The sequence below is a fragment of the Cupriavidus sp. IDO genome (assembly GCF_000812465.1).
Taxonomy (GTDB): Bacteria; Pseudomonadota; Gammaproteobacteria; order Burkholderiales; family Burkholderiaceae; genus Cupriavidus.
Map to the genome: position 1 here is coordinate 1 of NZ_JWMA01000032.1, position 17562 is coordinate 17562.

Sequence of the window (17562 nt, forward strand, 5' to 3'; positions counted from 1 at the left end):
AACCCCCCCCGCCAGCAGCAGCACCGCGTCATTCAGCGCCAGCCCGGTCGCGATGCGCTCGCCATAGCCGCCTGCGCCAACGAACGCCGCGATCGTGGCCGTGCCCACGCTGATGATCGTGGCGGTCTTAACGCCCGCCAGCACGATCGGCAATGCCAGCGGCAGTTCGACGTAACGCAGCACCTGCGCGCTACGGAACCCCAATGCGCGCGCTGCGTCCCGCATGCCTTGCGGCACCTGCTGCAGGCCGGTACAGGTATTGCGCACGATCGGTAGCAGCGCGTAGAGGAACAGCGCCACCATCGCCGGCCAGACCCCGATGCGCCCGAGCAGCGGAATCAGCATCGCCAGCAGCGCCAGCGAAGGCACTGTCTGCAGCATGCTGACCACACCGAGCACGCCGTGCCCCAGCCGCCGGCGGCGCACGGCCACGATGCCCAGCGGCACGCCCACCAGCGTTGCCGCGCCCACCGCCGCGGCCACCAGCCCGACATGGCGGCGAGTCAGGCGCATGGTCTCCGGACTCAGCAGTACGCTCGCGAGGGTGTCACGCTGGCGGCCGGTTCCATTCGTCTTGTCGCCCGCCAGGAAGCCCCGGGCGATCTCGCTGAAGGACCGGCCGTCAATCTCGGCCGCCGCATTCATCGCCACCATGTCCTGCGCGCTTACCCGGCCCGCCAGCCGCTGCAGCGATTGCCACGCGGCCGGGAATCGCTGTGGCACGTCGAGCCGGTAGACCACCACGGCGTCGTAGCGCGGGAAGAAATGCAGGTCGTCCTCGAGCACGCGCAGGTGGTACTTGCGGATCTTGGCATCGGTGGAATAGATGTCGATCACGTCGACCTGGCCGGCGGCCAGCGCTTCGTAGGCCACGCCGTGATCCAGCCCGACCGGCCGTTGCGGCAGACCGTAGCGCTGCGCCAGCCCCGGCCAGCCATCGGCGCGGCCAAGGAACTCGTGCGACAGGCCCGGCTTCAGCTGCGGCTGCCGCGCCAGGTCACTCAGGCGGCGAAGACTGCCGGCGCGTTCGTCCGCGACAGCCAGCGCATAGGTGTTCTCGAAGCCCAGCGGAATCCCCGCAGCCAGCCCCATCGGTGCCAGTGCCTGGTTGATCTGCGCCAGCCCGGCGCCGGGCGGCAGCTTGAGGATTTCGCTCGCCAGCGTGCCGGTGTAGTCGGGATAGAGATCGATGCTGCCGGCCTTGAGCGCCTCGAACACGATGGCGGTGTTGCCCAGCCCGGGCTGGTGCCGCGCTGTGCCAGGCGCACCGGCGGCCTGCGTCAGCAGTTCTCCCAGGATGTAGGACTCGGTAAATCGCTTGGAGCCAACCCGCAAGGGCTCGGCGGCCTGTGCCCGCGCGACGCTACCCAGCGCCAGCGCCAGCGCCAGCAAGAGTGCGGCCAGGCGGCTCCCTGCAAGAAAGGCATGGCCCCAACGTGGCGAAGGCAATCGATCCATCCCGGTCGAGTTTGGCCGGTGTGCTCCCGGCATCTCTACATGATACGAGACGTTGCGCGCATGTCCTCATCATCAAATAGTATTTGCCATTCGCATGATAAAAGGATCAGAATCCGTAAATCGCATACATTGATTGTCCCATCCGATGGAAATCCGGCAACTGGAAGCGTTCGCGGCAGTCGTGACCACCGGCAGCATCACTGCCGCCGGCCGCCTGCTGGGCCGCTCGCAGCCGGCCATCACCCGGCTGATCCAGGAGCTTGAGGGCGAACTCGGCTTTGCGCTGTTTGCCCGCAGCGGCCCGCGCGTCAGCCCGACCGAGCAGGGCTTCCTGCTCTATGACGAGGTCGAGCAGACGCTGGCCGGTCTCCAGCAGATCCGCAACCGCGCCGCCGCCCTCGCCCGCGGCGAAGGCCGTCCGCTGCGGATTGCGGCGACCGCGGCGCTGGCGGCCGGGCTGCTGCCCGCGGCGCTGGCGCTGGCGTTTCGCGACGGACTGTGCGCCCCGGACCAGGTCGAGATCCACAGCCTCTCGCCCGAACAGGTGGTACACGCCGTGCTGACCGGCGCCGCCGAGATCGGCCTGAACAGCCTGCCGCTCGAGCATCGTGGCGTGACCGTGCATTGGATCGGCCAGGCCGCCTGCGTGGCCGCCGTGCGCGCCGATGATCCACTGGCCGCGCAATCGACCATCGCGCTGGCCGATTGCCGCGAGCGCCGCATGATCACGACGCAGAACCCCTACCGGCTGCGCCGCCGCGTGGACGAGGCCCTTGCCCATGCAGGCATCCGGCCCGCCGGCGTGATCGACACCAATACCTCCCTCAACGCCCTGACCGCCGTGCGCGCAGGGCTGGGCGTGGCGGTGCTGGAGCCCGTGACCGCGCGCGGCGTGCCGCTGGCCGACATCGCCGTACGGCCGGTCGATACCGATATTCCTTTCTATTTCGGCGTGATCACCCCGCAGACCCGCCCGGCCAGCGCGCCGGTGCTGGGGCTGGTCGATGCCCTGGCGCAAGCGTCCGCCGCGCTGCTGCCCGACCTCATCCAGCGCGACCCTGCCGAGCACGGCGCGCTGCTGCAATCGTTGTATGGCGACACGGACACCGCCGCCGCCAAGCCGGATCCTCAATCACTGAGCCATGACTGAAACCGCCCGAAGCAACACCGCCTCCGCCGGACTCGCCGCACTGGAAACGCGCCTGCGCCAGGACCTCGCCTGGCTCGAGCTGCCGGCAAAAAGCTGGACCATGCCGCGCACCCACGACAAGCAGGAAGTGCTGGACGTGGCCGTGATCGGCGGTGGCATGGCCGGCCTGGCGGCCTGCGCCACGCTGAAGCACCTGGGCATCCAGGCGCGCGGATTCGATCGCGCGCCGGCCGGCTTTGAAGGCCCGTGGGCCACCACCGCGCGCATGGAAACCCTGCGCTCGCCCAAGCAGCTGACCGGTCCCGCACTGGGGCTGCCGGCGCTGACCTTCCGCGCCTGGTTCGAGGCGCAGTTCGGCGACGAGGCCTGGGAGGCGCTGGACAAAATCCCCCGCCTGCAATGGATGGATTACCTGCGCTGGTATCGCGGCGCGCTCGATCTCGATATCCGCAACGAACATTGCGTGGGACGGATCGTGCCGCGCGCCGACGGCCTGGTGGCACTCGACATGCAGACGCCTGAAGGCCCACGCACCGTGCTGTCCCGCCGCGTGGTGCTGGCCACCGGCCGCGACGGCCTCGGCGGCGCCTACGTGCCGCCGATCGTCGAGCGCCTGCCGCGTGCGCTGTGGGCACATTCGTCCGACGAACTGGACTATGGCACGCTGCGCGGCAAGCGCGTGGGCGTGGTGGGCGCCGGTGCGTCGGCGATGGACAGCGCCGCGACCGCCCTCGAAGCGGGTGCGGCCAGCGTCGAGCTGCTGATCCGCCGTGACGACATCCCACGCGTCAACAAGAGCAAGGGCGCCGGCAATCCCGGGCTGACGTTTGGTCATCCTGGCCTGCCCGACGAATGGAAATGGCGGCTGCGGCATTACATCAACGCGCAGCAGGTGCCACCGCCGCGCGGCAGCACGCTGCGGGTATCTCGCCATGCCAATGCGTATTTCAACCTCGGTTGCGCGCTGGACAGCATCGAAGCCGATGGCGATGTCCTGCGCGTGGCCACGCCGAAAGGTGGGTTCGAACTGGATTTCCTGATCCTCTCGACCGGCTTCCGCATTGCCCTGGAGACCCGGCCGGAGTTTGCCGCGTTCGCCCCGCACATTCGCTTCTGGCGCGACCGCTACCAGCCCCGGCCCGGACAGGAAGACCGCGAACTGTCGGACTCCCCCGACCTCGGCCCCGCCTTCGAATTCCTGGAAAAGACGCCGGGCGAATGCCCCGGCCTGTCGCGCATCCACTGCTTCTGCTATCCGGCGGCGCTCTCGCACGGCACGGTGTCGGGAGACATTCCCGCCATCAGCGACGGCGCCAGGCGGCTCGGCCAGGGCATCGCGGCGCTGCTGTATCAGGAAGACATCGAGCTGCACTACGCCGCGCTGCAGGCCTATGCCGAGCCGGAAGTCTTCGGCGACGAATGGCTGCCTGCGCCACCGCCCGCAAACAGACCCTGAACCAGGGGACATCATGACCCAAGACCTCATCGACAAGCTCACCGGCCTTACCCCCGGCGATGCCGCGCACACCCTGCGCCACCAGCGCAACAAGGTGGTCGCCGCCACGCAAGGCAGCTACGACGCCCTGTTCGATCCGGCCCTGCCCGGCCTCTCCCTGACCGAACGCCTGCTGGTCGCGCTCTATGCCGCGCGGCTCACGCCGTCGCCGGCGCTGGCCGCGCACTATCGTGCCCGCCTGGAACAGGATGGTGCCGAAGCAGGCATCGTGCGCGTCGCTGCCGAAGGCCAGCCCGAAGACATTGCCCGCATCGCCGATCAGCGCCTGCGCGCCATGCTGGCCTTCACCCGCACGCTGATCGAAAAGCCCGTCGAAGGCGACAAGTCCGCGCTGCTCGCCCTGCCTGCCGCCGGACTCGGCACACCCGCGGTGGTGACGCTGGCACAGCTGGTTGCCTTCCTGTCGTACCAGGTCCGGCTGGTGGCCGGCCTGGATGCGCTGAAAGCCTTGAATGACGCCACCGCAGGAGCCCAGGCATGAGCGAGATCATCAAATCCCACGGTTTCACCAACGAAGTGCTGGACTGGAAAGCCTGGCTCGATATCGTCGACCTGGACCAGGCCACGCCCGAGCAGATCGCCGTGCTGGAGGAAAGCCATCCCCAGGCCAGGGTGCAGGACTATTACCGCTTCCTGGTGCACCAGCCGGAAATCCTGCGCCAGCGCTCCACCGCGTTCAACGCCATCATGTACGCGCCCGGCGGCATGCCACGCGCCGAACGCGAACTGGCCACCACGGTGGTGTCGCGCATCAATGGCTGCGTCTACTGCGCATCGGTGCATGCCCAGCGCTTCGAGCAGCTGGCCAAGCGTAATGACGTGATCAGGGAAGTGTTCGAGGATCCGCGCTCGGCGGGCACAAGCGAGCGCGAAAAAGCGATCGCGAAATTCTCGGTCGAACTGACGGAAAAGCCCTCGGAGATTTCGGCGGGAAGCCTGGCAAAGCTGCGTGAGGTCGGCGTCAGTGACGCCGAGATCCTCGACCTGATTCACTCAGTCGCGATTTTCGCGTGGGCAAACCGGTTGATGCTGAATCTGGGGGAGCCGGTGTTTCCGGCGGAGGCGGCTGACTGACGGTTTTGCTCGCTCTCTCCTCAGTGGGTGGGGAGCGGGGTGGTCTGGCCAGGTACCACGCATCGAGGTGCCTCTGCCCTCTCCCCCGGCCCCTCTCCCGCAAGCGGGAGAGGGGAGAAAACTAGCGGGTCAGTATCAACCGCAATGGACCGCCAGCCAGACCGTAGGCTGCAACGCATCCGTCCACGCCACGCGATGCCGGCAGTGCGCGGGAAGATGCAGCCAGTCGCCCGGCCGCATGATCTGGGGGCCAGGCTCGCCCTCTTTCTCAAGGCCGGCGCTGCCACTGACCAGAAGCACCCACTCTTCCTGCGGGCTGTCGTACCAGAAGCCTGCCGGGCTGGCCTGGCCGTTGGAGACGATGCGTTCGATCTTCAGGCCCGGGCGTTCCAGCAGCGGCTGAAAGACTTCTTCCACCGCGCCGGCCGGCACGTCCGCGAGCAGGTTTCCTTTCATCAGCGTCATGCCAGCCTCCGTTTGCTTGCGCTTCAGTCGCCCGGCCCGGGGGCCAGCACGTCGCGCGCACCGTTACGGCCCATCTGCGAGACCAGTCCGGCGACTTCCATCTGCTCGATCAGCCGCGCGGCCCGGTTGTAGCCGATGCGCAGCTGGCGCTGCACGGCCGAGATCGATGCGCGGCGGGTGTTGAGCACGAAGGCGGCGGCTTCGTCGTAGAGCGGGTCGGCCTCGCCATCGCCGGCGCCGTCGCCGAGCAGGTCGGTGCCGCCAGCTTCGGCCGGGTCGCCGGCGAGGATGGCTTCTTCGTAGTCCGGTTCGCCGAACTGCTTCCAGTGTTCCACCACGCGGTGCACCTCTTCGTCCGCGACGAAGGCGCCGTGCACGCGCTGCGGATAGCCGGTGCCGGGCGGCAGGAACAGCATGTCGCCCTGCCCCAGCAGGCTTTCGGCGCCCATCTGGTCGAGGATGGTGCGCGAGTCGATCTTGGACGAGACCTGGAACGCTACGCGCGTGGGGATGTTGGCCTTGATCAGGCCGGTGATCACGTCGACCGACGGCCGCTGCGTGGCAAGAATCAGGTGGATGCCTGCCGCGCGCGCCTTCTGCGCCAGCCGGGCGATCAGTTCTTCGATCTTCTTGCCGGCGACCATCATCAGGTCGGCCAGCTCGTCGATCACGACCACGATCATCGGCAGCGTCGTCAGCGGCTCGGGCGCGTCGGGCGTCAGCGAGAACGGATTCGGAACCTTCTTCTCGGCGGCCTCGGCGGCGCGGATCTTCTGGTTGTAGCCCGCCAGATTGCGCACGCCGAGCGCGGACATCAGGCGGTAGCGCTTCTCCATTTCGCCCACGCACCAGTTGAGCGCGTGCGCGGCCTGCTTCATGTCGGTGACGACCGGCGCCAGCAAGTGCGGAATGCCTTCATACACCGACAGTTCCAGCATCTTCGGATCGATCATGATCAGGCGCACGTCCTCGGGCGTGGCCTTGTACAGCATCGACAGGATCATGGCGTTGACGGCCACGGATTTGCCCGAACCCGTGGTGCCTGCCACCAGCAGGTGCGGTGCACGGGCGAGGTCCGTCACCACCGGGTTGCCGGTGATGTCCTTGCCCATTGCCAGCACCAGCCGCGAGCTGTGCGACTGGAACGACGAACCGGCAACGATCTCCGACAGCCGGATCATCTGCCTGCGCGCGTTGGGCAGCTCCAGCCCCATGCAGGTCTTGCCGGGGATGGTTTCCACCACGCGGATCGAGGTCACGCCGAGCGCGCGCGCCAGGTCCTTCATCAGGCCGACCACCTGCGCGCCACGCACGCCCAGGGCCGGGTCGACCTCGAAGCGGGTGATCACCGGGCCCGCGCTGGCGCCGACGACCGAGACCGGCACTTTGAACTCAGCCAGACGCTGGGCGATCAGCTCGCCAGTGGCCTGCAGATGCTCCTCCGAAACCTGTTCCGCGCTGTCCACCGCGCCTTCGAGCAGGCCTACCGGCGGCAGGCGGTAATCCACGATGCGCGGCGGCGCGGGAGGCACCGGGGCTACCGCCGGGGCAGCGGGGGCCGACGGCTCGGGGCGCGGGTTGAGCGGCACCAATCTCCCGATGACGGCGGGCAGGACGATGCGCGGCTTGGCCGGCGGTATTGGCTGTTCCACCGGGCGGACCAGCGAGTTGGCATCTTCCAGGACTGCGGGTTCAGCGATTTCCGCGGCGCTTGTGTCGCTTTCCGGCGTGGACTCCGTGAAGGCGCCCGAAATGCTTTCCGGAGCCAGTTCGGTTTCGGTTGCGGTGTCGGGTTCGGTCGAAGGCAGGTCTGCCAGCGCGGCAGGCTCTTCGATCAGGGCGGGTGCGACAGGGACTTCGGTTTCAGCCAGTGGCGCAATCTCCGGCGCCTCGGCAACTGCATCCGCTGCCTCTTGAGCAGCGATCGCTGCGGCTTCAATCTCGAAGTCAGCTTGTGGTACGGGATCCCCTACACCCTCCCCTGCCGGATTCTCGTCCGGAGCAAGCACGGGTGCGAGGCTCGCGCCAGCGCCCAATTCGACGGCTTCAGCTGCATGCGCAGCGGGTGCCGCGGACTTATGCGACAGCGCCTGCAGCTCGGCGAGCAGGTCGAGCGCCTCCTGGCGGATCGCATCGAGGGTTTCGCTTTCCGCGTCGATTTCGCTGATTGCCTCGGCTTCCGATGCGCTCTCAGGCATAGGCTGTTCCACCGCCGGCTCTGACACGGCAATTGATGGCACTTCCATCGCGGCTCCAACCGGCGCTTGCGGATCACATGCGGCCTGTATCGCGGCCTGTATCGCCGGCATGGCGTCCGCGCTCGCTTCCGGGATGCCCTGGGCAGTCACAGCCTCGGCTTGCGGCTCCGCAGCGACAGCCTCCGGCATGGCAACAGCCGTCTCGGCTGCATTCGCGCGCGCTGCCACTGCGGCAACCGCCGCAGACGGCGCGGTCACTGCCTCAGGCAAGGTCGTAATGGACGAGCGCACCACCGGCTGCGGTTGGCGGGACGGGCTGCTGACGACTGTGGTGCGCGGCCGGGCGGCGGGCCGTGACGTTGCCGAAGCAGCCGTCGTGGCGGCAGCAGCAGCCGCAACGCCGGCGTTGGCAGGCTTGCGTACCGAGGACGGATTCTGCGGCTGGCGGCCCGAAGCGGGGGCGGCAGCCTTCGGGGGCGCGGCCGGCGCAGGAGCGGGACGGGCCGGTGGGCGGACAGCACCCGGCGCATCGGCGTGATGCAGCCAGATTTCTCCCGGCTGCGGCGGGGATTCGCGCGTGCGCGGCGGCGGTTGCCAGGCGGGCTGGCGGCGGGCCGAAACCGCCTCGATGCTCTTGTGGCGCACGGTCGGCGCGGCCCAGCCCTGGGCCTGGGTGCTGCCGACGGATGCGGATTCCCAGCGCTCAGTCTCACGCATCGGCTGGGTCGGGACGAAGTCGGAGGATTGTGCCTCGGGCGCGCTGGCGCTGCGGGGCTTGCGCAGCAGGAACAGGCTGCGCCAGGTTTCGCCGAACACCATCGGCGCGGCCAGTGCGAGCACGCCGAGCATGACCAGCAAGGCGCCTGTCCAGCCAAACATATTGCCCACCAGGCCGGCGAGCGCGCGGCCCGCCGAGCCGCCGGCGGTGGATGCGGCATCGCCGCCGCCGGTGAGCGCTTCCAGCGACGCGCTGGCGCACAGCACAACCAGCGTGCCCAGCCACAGGCGGAGAGAGCCCGGCCAGATCAGCCGGCGCTCGCCGGCGAGCCAGCGCCCGATCAGGCGCCAGACAAGCGGCACCAACCAGAAAGTCGAGAATCCGAACCAGCCAAAACCCATCATCGACATGCCATATTCAAAACTACGGGCAGCGATTGTAGCGGGTATGGTTACCGGCCATGTCCGGAAGAAGCGCAAATATTCGTAAGCGAAGCCTGTCCGGGCGTCCCGCGCGCCAGAGCACCGCTTTCCGGCTGCGGTACCATCCAGACAGTTGCCCGATCCCGCACCAATGCCAAGCCGTTACGCTGCCCTCCGAATCCTTGTGGTCGAAGACCACCCGTTCCAGCGCGTCGCCGCCGAGGGCTTGTTGCGCCGGCTTGGCGTGCGGGATCTGCACAGCGCCGCGAACGGATGCGAAGCGGCGGCGCTGCTGGCCGAGCATCCTTTCGATGTGGTGATCTGCGATATCGAAATGCCCGGCGGCAACGGCCCCGAACTGATCGCCGAACTGCGCCAGCGCGGCTTGCACGCACTGCCAGGCCCTGTGCCGGTCTGGGTCTGGGTGACGGCGCTGGCTGACGATATCCTGGATTCGCACCGCAGCCTGGCCTTTGCGGCCGGGTTTTCGCACGTACATGCCCTGCACAAGCCCCTGGCTGGCGACGCCATCGAGGAAATCCTGGCAGACACGCTGGCGCTGAACCAGCGCACCGGCGCCCACGCGCCCCGGGCCGAACCGCCCGATGACGCTGAATTGCTGGCCGCCGTGCAAACCTGCGAAGCCTTCATGGTGGTGCTCCAGCCCCAGTTCGACATTGCCACCAACCGCATGAACGGCGCCGAGGCGCTGATCCGGTGGCGCCACCCCACGCTGGGTCTGATCCGGCCCGATGATTTCATTCCGCGCCTGGAGCAGCTGGACGCGGCAGCACCGATCTTCTTCCACGTACTGGAAGCGTGCCTGGCCGCACAGCAGCAACTGCTGGCGGCTGGCATCGAGATTCCGCTGGGCATCAACGCGTCGCCGCAAACCCTTTGCCAGCCGGGCCTGCTCGAGCGGCTCGATGAACGGGTCGGCAACAGCGGCGTGCCGCGCAGCCTGCTGACGATCGAACTGACCGAAGGCTTTCCCATCAGCGACACGCTGGCGCTATCGGTCACGCTGAACCGGCTGCGGCTGCTGGGCTATGGCGTGGCCATCGACGACTTCGGCCTGGGCATCGCCACGCTCAAGCTGCTGGCCGACCTGCCCTTCACGCAGATCAAGCTGGATCGCTCGTTCGTGGGCAACGTGGCGGACAACGACCAGCGCGCGGCCATCTGCCGCAATATGATCAACATGGCGAACGATCTTGGGCTGGAATGCGTGGCCGAGGGCGTGGAAACCGAGATCCAGCGCGCTGCGCTGCAGACACTGCACTGCGGGACCGGACAAGGCTACCTGTGGTCGGCGCCCAAGCCGGTGGATGCCTTCGTGGCGGATGCCATCTCCCGCAACGCGCAGCCGGACGCCTGAGGCGGCGCGGCGTGGCCGCCGCCAGGGGCAACTTACTGGCTGGCCCGGAAAGGATACCTGGCGAAAATCTGCGCCACCACCTTGTCCAGGTGCTGCTGCACATTGGCCTGGTCCCGCTCATCCACGCTGCCGACCGCGACACCCTCCCAGACCAGTTTCATCGCCTTGCGGTCGACCAGGTCGATATTGAGGGTGCCCTCGGTATAGGTGTAGACGTCGTTGTAGAAGCCATAGCCCGGCCACGGCGCATAGAGGCCCCCGCGATAGCCGTAGTACCCCATCATCGGTGCGGGTGTCGGTGAAACCTGGACCTTCTCCTGCAGGCGTGCGTTGAAGTTGACCAGCAGGTCCGGCGATTGCGGTGAATAGCGGTAGCCGCGCGCGGACATTTCCCGTTGCACGGCGGTCTTCAGGTATTGCGTGGTCAGGCTTTCGTAGCCCTGCCGATCGGTGCCCGGATTCTGCACAAAGCCGAAACTGCGATAGGCGCCAAAGTCGGTGCTACGGTTGTAGTCGGTCCTGATATCCGGGCCGGTCGCGCACGCCGCCAGGGCGACCACGGCCATGGCGGGCAACAGGCTTAGGGTTTTCACGATACTTCTCCAGCGAACCACGGCAGCGCGTCCGGAGCGGCCCTTCGGGTGTGCTTCGGGGCCCCTGCCGGGACGCTACGGAGTCATGCAGAAGACCCAGGGCTAGTTCCACTTGCCGCCGACACCGCCCACGCTCAGGCGGCCCGCGCCGAGCAGTGCCACCGCGAGTGCTGCCGCCAGATACATCCCCTGCAGTTCGAGCGCCCATCCGCCGGTCTCGGCCAGCATGCCAAATTGCTTGGAATGCACCAGAGCGTATGCGAATAGCATATTGATAGCCACGATGAGCCCCGCCAGCCGCGACCAGAGACCGATGATCAGCAGGACAGGCGCCACGACTTCTCCAATGTAGACCAGGTAGGCCAGCCACTCCGGCAATCCGGCCTGCGTGACCGATTGCGCGACGAAACCGAAGGCCGCGCTGTGCGTCAGCTTGTAGATCCCGTGCAGCAGGATCAGCACGCCAAGCACGACGCGCAATATTGCCTTGCCCAAGTCCTGGGAACCCTGAGAGCCACCCATGGCCATCCTCCATGCCAAGTTAAGAAGAGGCGGAGCACCGCGGAGGCCGCGACAGGCGCGCCTGAAGCGCCTTTGTCCTCACGCAGGGAACCCGCCCATGTACCTTAGTGCGCTGCGGCGTGAAGGTAAAGGCTCAAATGTGGGAGCGGATACTGCATGCAACAACCCGCAGACGTCCCGATTGCCTCACACCACCGGCCGGTGCATGGCGGGCTGCTTCGGCTCGTGCATGCCGACCTTGCGGGCGTTCTCGGGCAGGATCTCGCTCAGGAAATCCAGGAAGCGGCGCGCCGCCGGCGTCACGCCCTTGCGCGACGGGAAGACGGCGTGCAGCATGCCAACCGGCATTTCCCACTGCGGCAACAGCAGTTCGAGTTCGCCGCTGTCGATAGCGTCGCGGCAGTACATGCGAGGCAGCATGGCCACGCCGATGCCGGCGATGGCGGCTTCGCGCAGCAAGGCGAATTCGTCCGTCACCAGGCGCGGGTCGTAGTTGATATGGATCGTCTCGCCAGTCTTGCAGCGCAGGATCCAGGCGTGCTTGCCATCGTGCGGCTTCTGCCCGACCCCCGGCATGCCGTCCAGCGCCTGCGGCGTGCGCGGCCGGCCGATGCTGTCCAGCAAGGCGGGGCTCGCCACCAGCATCAACTGGCTTTCGCCAAAGTTGCGCACGGCCAGGCTCGAATCTTCCATCACCTCGCGCACGCGCAGCGAGAGGTCGAAGCCCTCGCCGATCACATCCACGCGCCGGTTGGTGGTTTCCAGGTCGATCCGCACCGCGGGGTTGGCGCGCATGAAATGCCCGATCGCCGGCGCCAGCAGGATCTGGGCGATGGCTACCGGGCAGCTCACGCGCAGGGTGCCACCGGGCTGATCGCGCGCCTGCTCGATCACTTCGCGCGCGGCTTCGGCCTCGTTCAGCATGGCCCGGCAGCGCTCGTAGTACGAATCACCGAGCGGCGTGACGCGAACCTGGCGGGTGGTCCGGCGCAACAGTTGCACGCCCAGGTCCCGCTCCAGCTGGGCAATGCGCCGGCTCAGGCGCGACTTCGGCACCCCCGTCGCCCGGCTGGCAGCAGAAAAACTGCCGTGCTCGACCACCTGGGCAAACAGCGAAAGATCGTTCAGGTCTTGCATGGGGCGCTCCGGTATCGCGTTGCACTGATAGAACAATTATTTGCATTTTGCCTCACTACCGATACCAATGGCCAGCCGCTATCTTTCACTCATCACAACCCGCCCTCGTGGAGATAGACATGAACATCCTGCAGATTGATTCGAGCGTTCTTGGTGACAATTCCGTTTCGCGTAGCCTGACCGCCAGCGTGGTGGCTGACCTGGTTGCCGCCAACCCCGGCGCCAAGGTGACTGTGCGCGACCTGGACACCGATGCCCCGGCCCACCTGTCCGGCAACCTGCTGCCCGTGCTGGGCGGCCCCAAGGAAGGCCTGAACGCCGTGCAGGAAGCAGAACTGCAACGCACCGAGACCTGGCTGGCCGAGTTCCTCGCCGCCGACGTGCTGGTGGTTGGCGTGCCGCAATACAACTTCGGCATCCCGAGCCAGCTCAAGGCCTGGATCGACCGCATCTCGCAAGCCGGCCGCACCTTCAAGTACACCGAGAACGGTCCGGTCGGCCTGGCCGGCGGCAAGCGCGTGATCGTGGTCTCGTCGCGCGGCGGCGTGCGACAGGATGCAGCCGAGCTGGATCTGCACGAGAAGACCGTTGACGTGGTGTTCCGCTTCCTGGGCATCACCGACATCACCTACGTGCGCGCCCACGGCCTGGCGATGGGTTCGGAGTTCCGCGAAGCCGGCCTGGCCAGCGCCCGCACCGAGATCGCGGCGCTGAACGACGGCAGCCGCCTGGCAGCCTGAAGCAGTTCCGGCCGATGCCCCTCGCGGGCATAGGCCGCTGCCGGCTCGCCCCTGCGGCGGATCGGGTCTATGATGGATCGGGGCGCTACGGCGCCCCGTGCGCCATTGGCGCCCCTGCCAGTCATCGACCGATCCCGGGAGCCTGCATGACTTCAGCCCTGTTGCCCGCCGCCGCTGTCCACCCGCCGCACGAACCCGCATTGTTGTCGCAGTACCGCCATGTGCGCAGCGCCACCGAAGCGATGGTGGCCGACCTGTCCGATGCCGATGCCACGGTGCAGTCGATGGACGATGCCAGCCCGGCGAAGTGGCATCTGGCGCACACCACGTGGTTTTTCGAGGAGTTCGTGCTGGCCGCGCGCGTGCCGGACTACGAGCCGGTCGATCCCGATTATCGGTTTCTCTTCAACTCCTATTACGAGTCCGTCGGCCCACGCCATCCGCGACCGTACCGCGGCCTGCTGAGCCGGCCGTCCCTGGACGAGATCCTCGCCTATCGCGAGGCCGTCGACGAATCGATGCTGTCCTTGCTGGGTGCCGCCCAGACCGATGCCGAAGCCGCCCTGATCACGCTCGGCCTGAACCACGAGCAGCAACACCAGGAATTGCTGCTGACCGACATCCTCCACCTGTTCGCTCAGAACCCGCTGCGGCCGGCCTTTGCGCCGGACCTGCTGGCACCGGTCATTGCCGATCCGCGCCCCGCTCCTGAATGGATTCATTTTGCCGGCGGCGTCGTGGCTATCGGGCATGGCGGCGATACCTTCGCGTTCGACTGCGAGGGCCCGCGCCACAACGTCTTCCTGCAGCCCTACACGCTCTGCTCGCATCCGGTCAGCAACCGGCAATGGTGCGAGTTCATCGAAGATGGCGGCTACCAGACCGCCGGCCTGTGGCTGTCCGACGGCTGGCGCTGGGTGTGCGAAGAAGGCATCCAGGCCCCGCTCTACTGGGAGGCGCGCGAAGGGACCTGGTGGCAGATGACGCTGCGCGGCATGCATCCGATCGACCCCGACAGCCCGGTCACGCACGTGAGCTTCTACGAAGCCGACGCCTTTGCCCGCTGGGCCGAGCGCCGGCTGCCGACCGAGGCTGAATGGGAACACGCCGCGCGCAACCTGCCGGCCACCGGGAATTTCGTCGAAGGCCGCGTGCTGCGGCCATTGCCGGACCGGCAGAACACCTCGGGCGCGCTGCGCCAGATGTTCGGCGATGTATGGGAGTGGACCGGCAGCGCCTTCCTGCCCTATCCGGGCTTCCGCCCGAGCGCCGGCGCGGTGGGCGAATACAACGGCAAGTTCATGAGCAGCCAGATGGTGCTGCGCGGCGGGTCGTGCGTCACGCCCGAATCGCATATCCGCGCCAGCTACCGCAACTTCTTCTATCCGCACCAGCGCTGGCAGTTCACCGGCGTGCGGCTGGCTGACGACGCCTGATCTTACCGGTTCTGCAGCCAGCGCCAGCCCAGCCACGCCATCGCCAGCCATACCAGCACGATCGTCGCGGCCGCCCACCAGTTGCGCGGCCGCCCGGCCCGCGCGGCTTGCCAGGCGGCGGCCTGCGCCCGGCAGTCGTCCTTGATGGCGGCTGGAATCATGCGCAACGCCAGCCAGATGCCGAGCGGCACCAGCAGGACATCGTCGGCATAGCCCAGCACGGGAATGAAATCGGGAATCAGGTCGATGGGGCTGAAGGCATAGGCCACCACCAGGCCCGCCAGCAGCCGCGCTGCCCACGGTGTGCCCGCGTGGCGGCTGCAGAACCACAGCATCAGCAGGCTCGCCTTGAGACTGCGCGCCCATTGGCGCAGGCGCTGGCTCAAGGCCATCAGGCTACCGGCCCGTGGGCTGCCCCGGGCGAACCGGCTGGCCGCCAGGCTCCGCGGTCGGTGCCTTCAGCGGCGGCGCCGCGACGATCGGCGTTTGCGGATAGAGCTTCTGCCAGCGCGCCCTGAGGCCCTTGGCGATCTCCGCCTGGTTGTAGCGCTCGGCAAAGTCGATCACGGTCATGCCTTGCTGGTTCTTCAGGCGCATGTCGGCGCCCTCGTCGAGCAGCAGCTTGACGGTATCGATATGGCCGCCACGCGCGGCCATCATCAGCGGCGTCGTGCCGTTGGGGCTTTCGGCGTCGATATAGGCAGCGTTGTCGACCAGGTACTTGACCACGTTGTTGTGCCCGTTCGTCGCCGCGTAGTGCAGCGGCGTCCAGCCGGTCTTGTTGATCTCGACTTCCATGTCGTCGACCATCAGCTTGACCATGTCCAGCTCGCCCTGCAGGGCCGCCATCATCAGCGGAGTCTCGCCGGCCGGGTTGGCCTTGTCGAAATCGATGTTCTTGGCCTTGATCAGCGCGGTCGCCGCTTTCAGCGATTTTTCGCGAAGCGCCACCACCAGCACCGGGTTGCCGCGGCTGTCGACCAGATTGGGATCGACACCGCGCCCGAGCAGCTTCTGCACGGTATTGGCATCGTCGAATTCCACCGCCTTGCGCATATCGTCGGCCGGCGCGGCCCACGCCAGGGCGGCGCAGCCCAGCAGCATGGCGCCCGACAGGCGCTTCATGAACTTCACGGACTTCATGTCAAACATGAGCTTCCTTGTTGATGTGCTTGAAAAGCCTGAAAAAATTCTCAGTCGTCTGTTCCGCCACCTGCTCCACGGGGATGCCACGAAGCTTCGCGATGAACTCCCCGACATGGCGCACCCAGGCCGGCTCGTTGGTCTTGCCGCGATACGGCACCGGCGCCAGATAGGGCGAATCGGTCTCGATCAGCATGCGGTCCAGCGGCACCTTGCGCGCGGTTTCCTGCAGGTCGGCCGCGCTCTTGAAGGTGACGATGCCCGAGAACGAGATATGGAAGCCTTCGTCCAGCGCCTGGCGGGCGACGTCCCAGGTCTCGGTAAAGCAGTGCATGACGCCACCGGCTTCGCGGGCGTTCTCCTCGCGCATCAGGCGCAGGGTGTCATCGGCGGACGAGCGGGTATGGATGATCAGCGGCTTGCCAGTCTGCTTCGCCGCGCGGATATGGGTGCGGAAGCGTTCGCGCTGCCATTCCATGTCGGCGATGCTGCGGCCGTTCAGGCGGTAGTAGTCAAGCCCGGTTTCGCCGGTGCCCACCACGCGCGGATGGGCGGAAAGCGCCAGCAGCCGTTCGAGCGTGGGCTCCTCGCCTTCCTCGTAGTCAGGGTGGACGCCCACCGAGGCGTACAGGTTCGGATGCTGCTCGGCCAGCGCAAGCACGCGGGGAAAGTCCTCCAGCGTGACCGAAATGCAAAGCGCGTGCGTGACCTGGTTGGCCCGCATGTTCTCAAGCAGTTCGGGCAGGCGGGCGGCCAGTTCCGGGAAATCGATATGGCAGTGCGAATCAACAAACATGGGAATCTCTGAGGCGATGGGCGGGGCCTGCGCCCGCGCCGTTCAGCGGATGCGGCGGCCGACGATGATGAGGTCGCGCTCGACCCCGTCCAGCACTGCCACGCGCGGCAGGTCGCCCCAGCGCTCGAAACCGAGGGCGGCAAACAGGGCAAGGCTGGGCGCATTGTGGCCGAAGATAAAGCCCAGCAGCGTATTCACGCCGACCGCGGGCGCGTGGGCAATGGCCTGCTCCAGCAGGTAGCGGCCAAGCCCCTGGCCGCGGCGCTGTGCATCCAGGTAGATCGAGACCTCGGCCGTGGCGCCATAGGCGGGCCGGCCATAGAAATCCGAGAAGCTCATCCAGCCGGCCATGCGGCCTTCGCTGTCCTCGCACACCCACAGCGGCCGGCGCGCCGGCTGGTGGGCATCGAACCAGGCCTGGCGCGAGGCCACGGTGACCGGTTCGGTATCCGCGGTCACCATGCGCGACGGCACCGTGCTGTTGTAGATGGCAACGATGCCCGGAAGGTCGCCAGCTTCGGCGATCCTCAGTTTAAAGCCAGGAATACTCATTATTTACAGTAACTTGCGAGGAAAGCCTCGCGTATCTCACAAAGTCTGGGTGGGGCGGGACGACTCCAGCATCTTGCCCAGGATTTCCTCCACCGCGCGGCGCAGGTTGCGCCCGTTGTCGTCATCCGGGAGATGCACGCCCACCCCGGGCGTCTTCATCGGCGTACCCGCCGGCGTGATCCAGGCGACATGGCCTGCGATCTGGTATTTCTGCGGGCGATCCAGCAGGGAGAGCACCAGGAACACCTGCTCGCCCAGCCGAAA

At 67.2% G+C, this 17562-nt stretch carries 16 protein-coding genes and 1 pseudogene; 6 read left to right on the forward strand and 11 right to left on the reverse strand.

Annotation, left to right across the window (positions count from 1 at the left end; genetic code table 11):
* Positions 1–1404 (reverse strand): glycine betaine ABC transporter substrate-binding protein (locus RM96_RS10350; protein ID WP_039010312.1); only part of this gene is annotated, 1404 nt, incomplete at its 3' end.
* 199 nt (positions 1405–1603) lie between these two features.
* Between RM96_RS10350 and RM96_RS10355 the strand changes: the two genes are divergently transcribed.
* The 3 genes and pseudogenes from RM96_RS10355 (at position 1604) to RM96_RS40840 (ending at position 5198) form a co-directional block, all read left to right on the forward strand.
* Positions 1604–2608 (forward strand): LysR family transcriptional regulator, encoded by a 1005-nt coding sequence (locus RM96_RS10355; RefSeq protein WP_039010298.1) that lies wholly within the window; start codon positions 1604–1606, stop codon positions 2606–2608.
* Positions 2601–4064, forward strand: coding sequence for a SidA/IucD/PvdA family monooxygenase (locus RM96_RS10360; RefSeq protein ID WP_039010299.1), 1464 nt, complete (start codon positions 2601–2603; stop codon positions 4062–4064). Before RM96_RS10355 ends, RM96_RS10360 begins: the two co-directional genes overlap by 8 nt.
* 13 nt (positions 4065–4077) lie before the next feature.
* Positions 4078–5198: pseudogene (locus RM96_RS40840) on the forward strand (CMD domain protein).
* A gap of 135 nt (positions 5199–5333) precedes the next feature.
* Here the strand turns inward: RM96_RS40840 and RM96_RS10375 are convergent.
* Positions 5334–5663, reverse strand: coding sequence for a cupin domain-containing protein (locus RM96_RS10375; RefSeq protein WP_039010302.1), 330 nt, complete (start codon positions 5661–5663; stop codon positions 5334–5336).
* 23 nt (positions 5664–5686) lie between these two features.
* Complete coding sequence (locus tag RM96_RS10380) at positions 5687–8980, reverse strand: FtsK/SpoIIIE family DNA translocase (RefSeq protein WP_039010313.1); 3294 nt, start codon at positions 8978–8980, stop codon at positions 5687–5689.
* Between the two features lie 172 nt (positions 8981–9152).
* Between RM96_RS10380 and RM96_RS10385 the strand changes: the two genes are divergently transcribed.
* Positions 9153–10379, forward strand: a complete 1227-nt coding sequence (locus tag RM96_RS10385; protein ID WP_039010303.1) for an EAL domain-containing response regulator — start codon at positions 9153–9155, stop codon at positions 10377–10379.
* 32 nt (positions 10380–10411) lie between these two features.
* Here RM96_RS10385 and RM96_RS10390 read toward each other — a convergent pair whose 3' ends face one another.
* From RM96_RS10390 to RM96_RS10400, 3 genes are all read right to left on the reverse strand, one after another.
* A complete protein-coding gene (locus tag RM96_RS10390; RefSeq protein ID WP_052279440.1) occupies positions 10412–10945 on the reverse strand; it encodes a DUF4136 domain-containing protein in 534 nt (177 codons plus the stop codon).
* Between the two features lie 129 nt (positions 10946–11074).
* Positions 11075–11494 carry a DoxX family protein gene (locus tag RM96_RS10395; RefSeq protein ID WP_039010314.1) on the reverse strand — a complete coding sequence of 140 codons (420 nt, stop codon included), beginning with the start codon at positions 11492–11494 and terminating at the stop codon, positions 11075–11077.
* Positions 11495–11680: 186 nt separating this feature from the next.
* On the reverse strand, positions 11681–12631 hold the full coding sequence (locus RM96_RS10400) for a LysR family transcriptional regulator (protein ID WP_039010305.1): 951 nt from the start codon (positions 12629–12631) through the stop codon (positions 11681–11683).
* 119 nt (positions 12632–12750) lie between these two features.
* Here RM96_RS10400 and RM96_RS10405 point away from each other — a divergent pair, with 119 nt between their 5' ends.
* Both RM96_RS10405 and egtB read left to right on the forward strand, forming a co-directional pair.
* The gene (locus RM96_RS10405; protein WP_039010306.1) at positions 12751–13371 is read left to right on the forward strand and encodes an FMN-dependent NADH-azoreductase; all 621 of its coding nucleotides are present in this window, start codon (positions 12751–12753) and stop codon (positions 13369–13371) included.
* Between the two features lie 146 nt (positions 13372–13517).
* Positions 13518–14807: an ergothioneine biosynthesis protein EgtB gene (gene egtB, locus RM96_RS10410; protein WP_039010307.1), complete on the forward strand. Its 1290-nt coding sequence runs from the start codon at positions 13518–13520 to the stop codon at positions 14805–14807.
* A 2-nt stretch (positions 14808–14809) separates the two neighbouring features.
* Here the strand turns inward: egtB and RM96_RS10415 are convergent, their stop codons facing one another.
* The 5 genes from RM96_RS10415 to RM96_RS10435 all read right to left on the reverse strand — a co-directional run.
* Positions 14810–15199, reverse strand: coding sequence for a YkvA family protein (locus RM96_RS10415; RefSeq protein ID WP_039010308.1), 390 nt, complete (start codon positions 15197–15199; stop codon positions 14810–14812).
* A 4-nt stretch (positions 15200–15203) separates the two neighbouring features.
* Complete coding sequence (locus RM96_RS10420) at positions 15204–15959, reverse strand: ankyrin repeat domain-containing protein (RefSeq protein WP_039010309.1); 756 nt, start codon at positions 15957–15959, stop codon at positions 15204–15206.
* Positions 15952–16746, reverse strand: coding sequence for a TatD family hydrolase (locus RM96_RS10425; RefSeq protein ID WP_039010310.1), 795 nt, complete (start codon positions 16744–16746; stop codon positions 15952–15954). Before RM96_RS10425 ends, RM96_RS10420 begins: the two co-directional genes overlap by 8 nt.
* A 42-nt stretch (positions 16747–16788) precedes the next feature.
* A complete protein-coding gene (locus tag RM96_RS10430) occupies positions 16789–17298 on the reverse strand; it encodes a GNAT family N-acetyltransferase (RefSeq protein WP_052279441.1) in 510 nt (169 codons plus the stop codon).
* A 36-nt stretch (positions 17299–17334) separates the two neighbouring features.
* Positions 17335–17562: PilZ domain-containing protein (locus RM96_RS10435; protein ID WP_039010311.1), on the reverse strand; the 228-nt coding region annotated here is incomplete at its 5' end.

Excerpts from the sequence above, each read along its gene's own strand:
- RM96_RS10355 (WP_039010298.1), top strand. The coding sequence starts at position 1,604 with ATGGAAATCCGGCAACTGGAAGCGTTCGCGGCAGTCGTGACCACCGGC.
- RM96_RS10360 (WP_039010299.1), top strand. The coding sequence starts at position 2,601 with ATGACTGAAACCGCCCGAAGCAACACCGCCTCCGCCGGACTCGCCGCA.
- RM96_RS10375 (WP_039010302.1), bottom strand. The coding sequence starts at position 5,663 with ATGACGCTGATGAAAGGAAACCTGCTCGCGGACGTGCCGGCCGGCGCG.
- RM96_RS10380 (WP_039010313.1), bottom strand. The coding sequence starts at position 8,980 with ATGGGTTTTGGCTGGTTCGGATTCTCGACTTTCTGGTTGGTGCCGCTT.
- RM96_RS10385 (WP_039010303.1), top strand. The coding sequence starts at position 9,153 with ATGCCAAGCCGTTACGCTGCCCTCCGAATCCTTGTGGTCGAAGACCAC.
- RM96_RS10390 (WP_052279440.1), bottom strand. The coding sequence starts at position 10,945 with ATGGCCGTGGTCGCCCTGGCGGCGTGCGCGACCGGCCCGGATATCAGG.
- RM96_RS10395 (WP_039010314.1), bottom strand. The coding sequence starts at position 11,494 with ATGGGTGGCTCTCAGGGTTCCCAGGACTTGGGCAAGGCAATATTGCGC.
- RM96_RS10400 (WP_039010305.1), bottom strand. The coding sequence starts at position 12,631 with ATGCAAGACCTGAACGATCTTTCGCTGTTTGCCCAGGTGGTCGAGCAC.
- RM96_RS10405 (WP_039010306.1), top strand. The coding sequence starts at position 12,751 with ATGAACATCCTGCAGATTGATTCGAGCGTTCTTGGTGACAATTCCGTT.
- egtB (WP_039010307.1), top strand. The coding sequence starts at position 13,518 with ATGACTTCAGCCCTGTTGCCCGCCGCCGCTGTCCACCCGCCGCACGAA.
- RM96_RS10415 (WP_039010308.1), bottom strand. The coding sequence starts at position 15,199 with ATGGCCTTGAGCCAGCGCCTGCGCCAATGGGCGCGCAGTCTCAAGGCG.
- RM96_RS10420 (WP_039010309.1), bottom strand. The coding sequence starts at position 15,959 with ATGTTTGACATGAAGTCCGTGAAGTTCATGAAGCGCCTGTCGGGCGCC.
- RM96_RS10425 (WP_039010310.1), bottom strand. The coding sequence starts at position 16,746 with ATGTTTGTTGATTCGCACTGCCATATCGATTTCCCGGAACTGGCCGCC.
- RM96_RS10430 (WP_052279441.1), bottom strand. The coding sequence starts at position 17,298 with ATGAGTATTCCTGGCTTTAAACTGAGGATCGCCGAAGCTGGCGACCTT.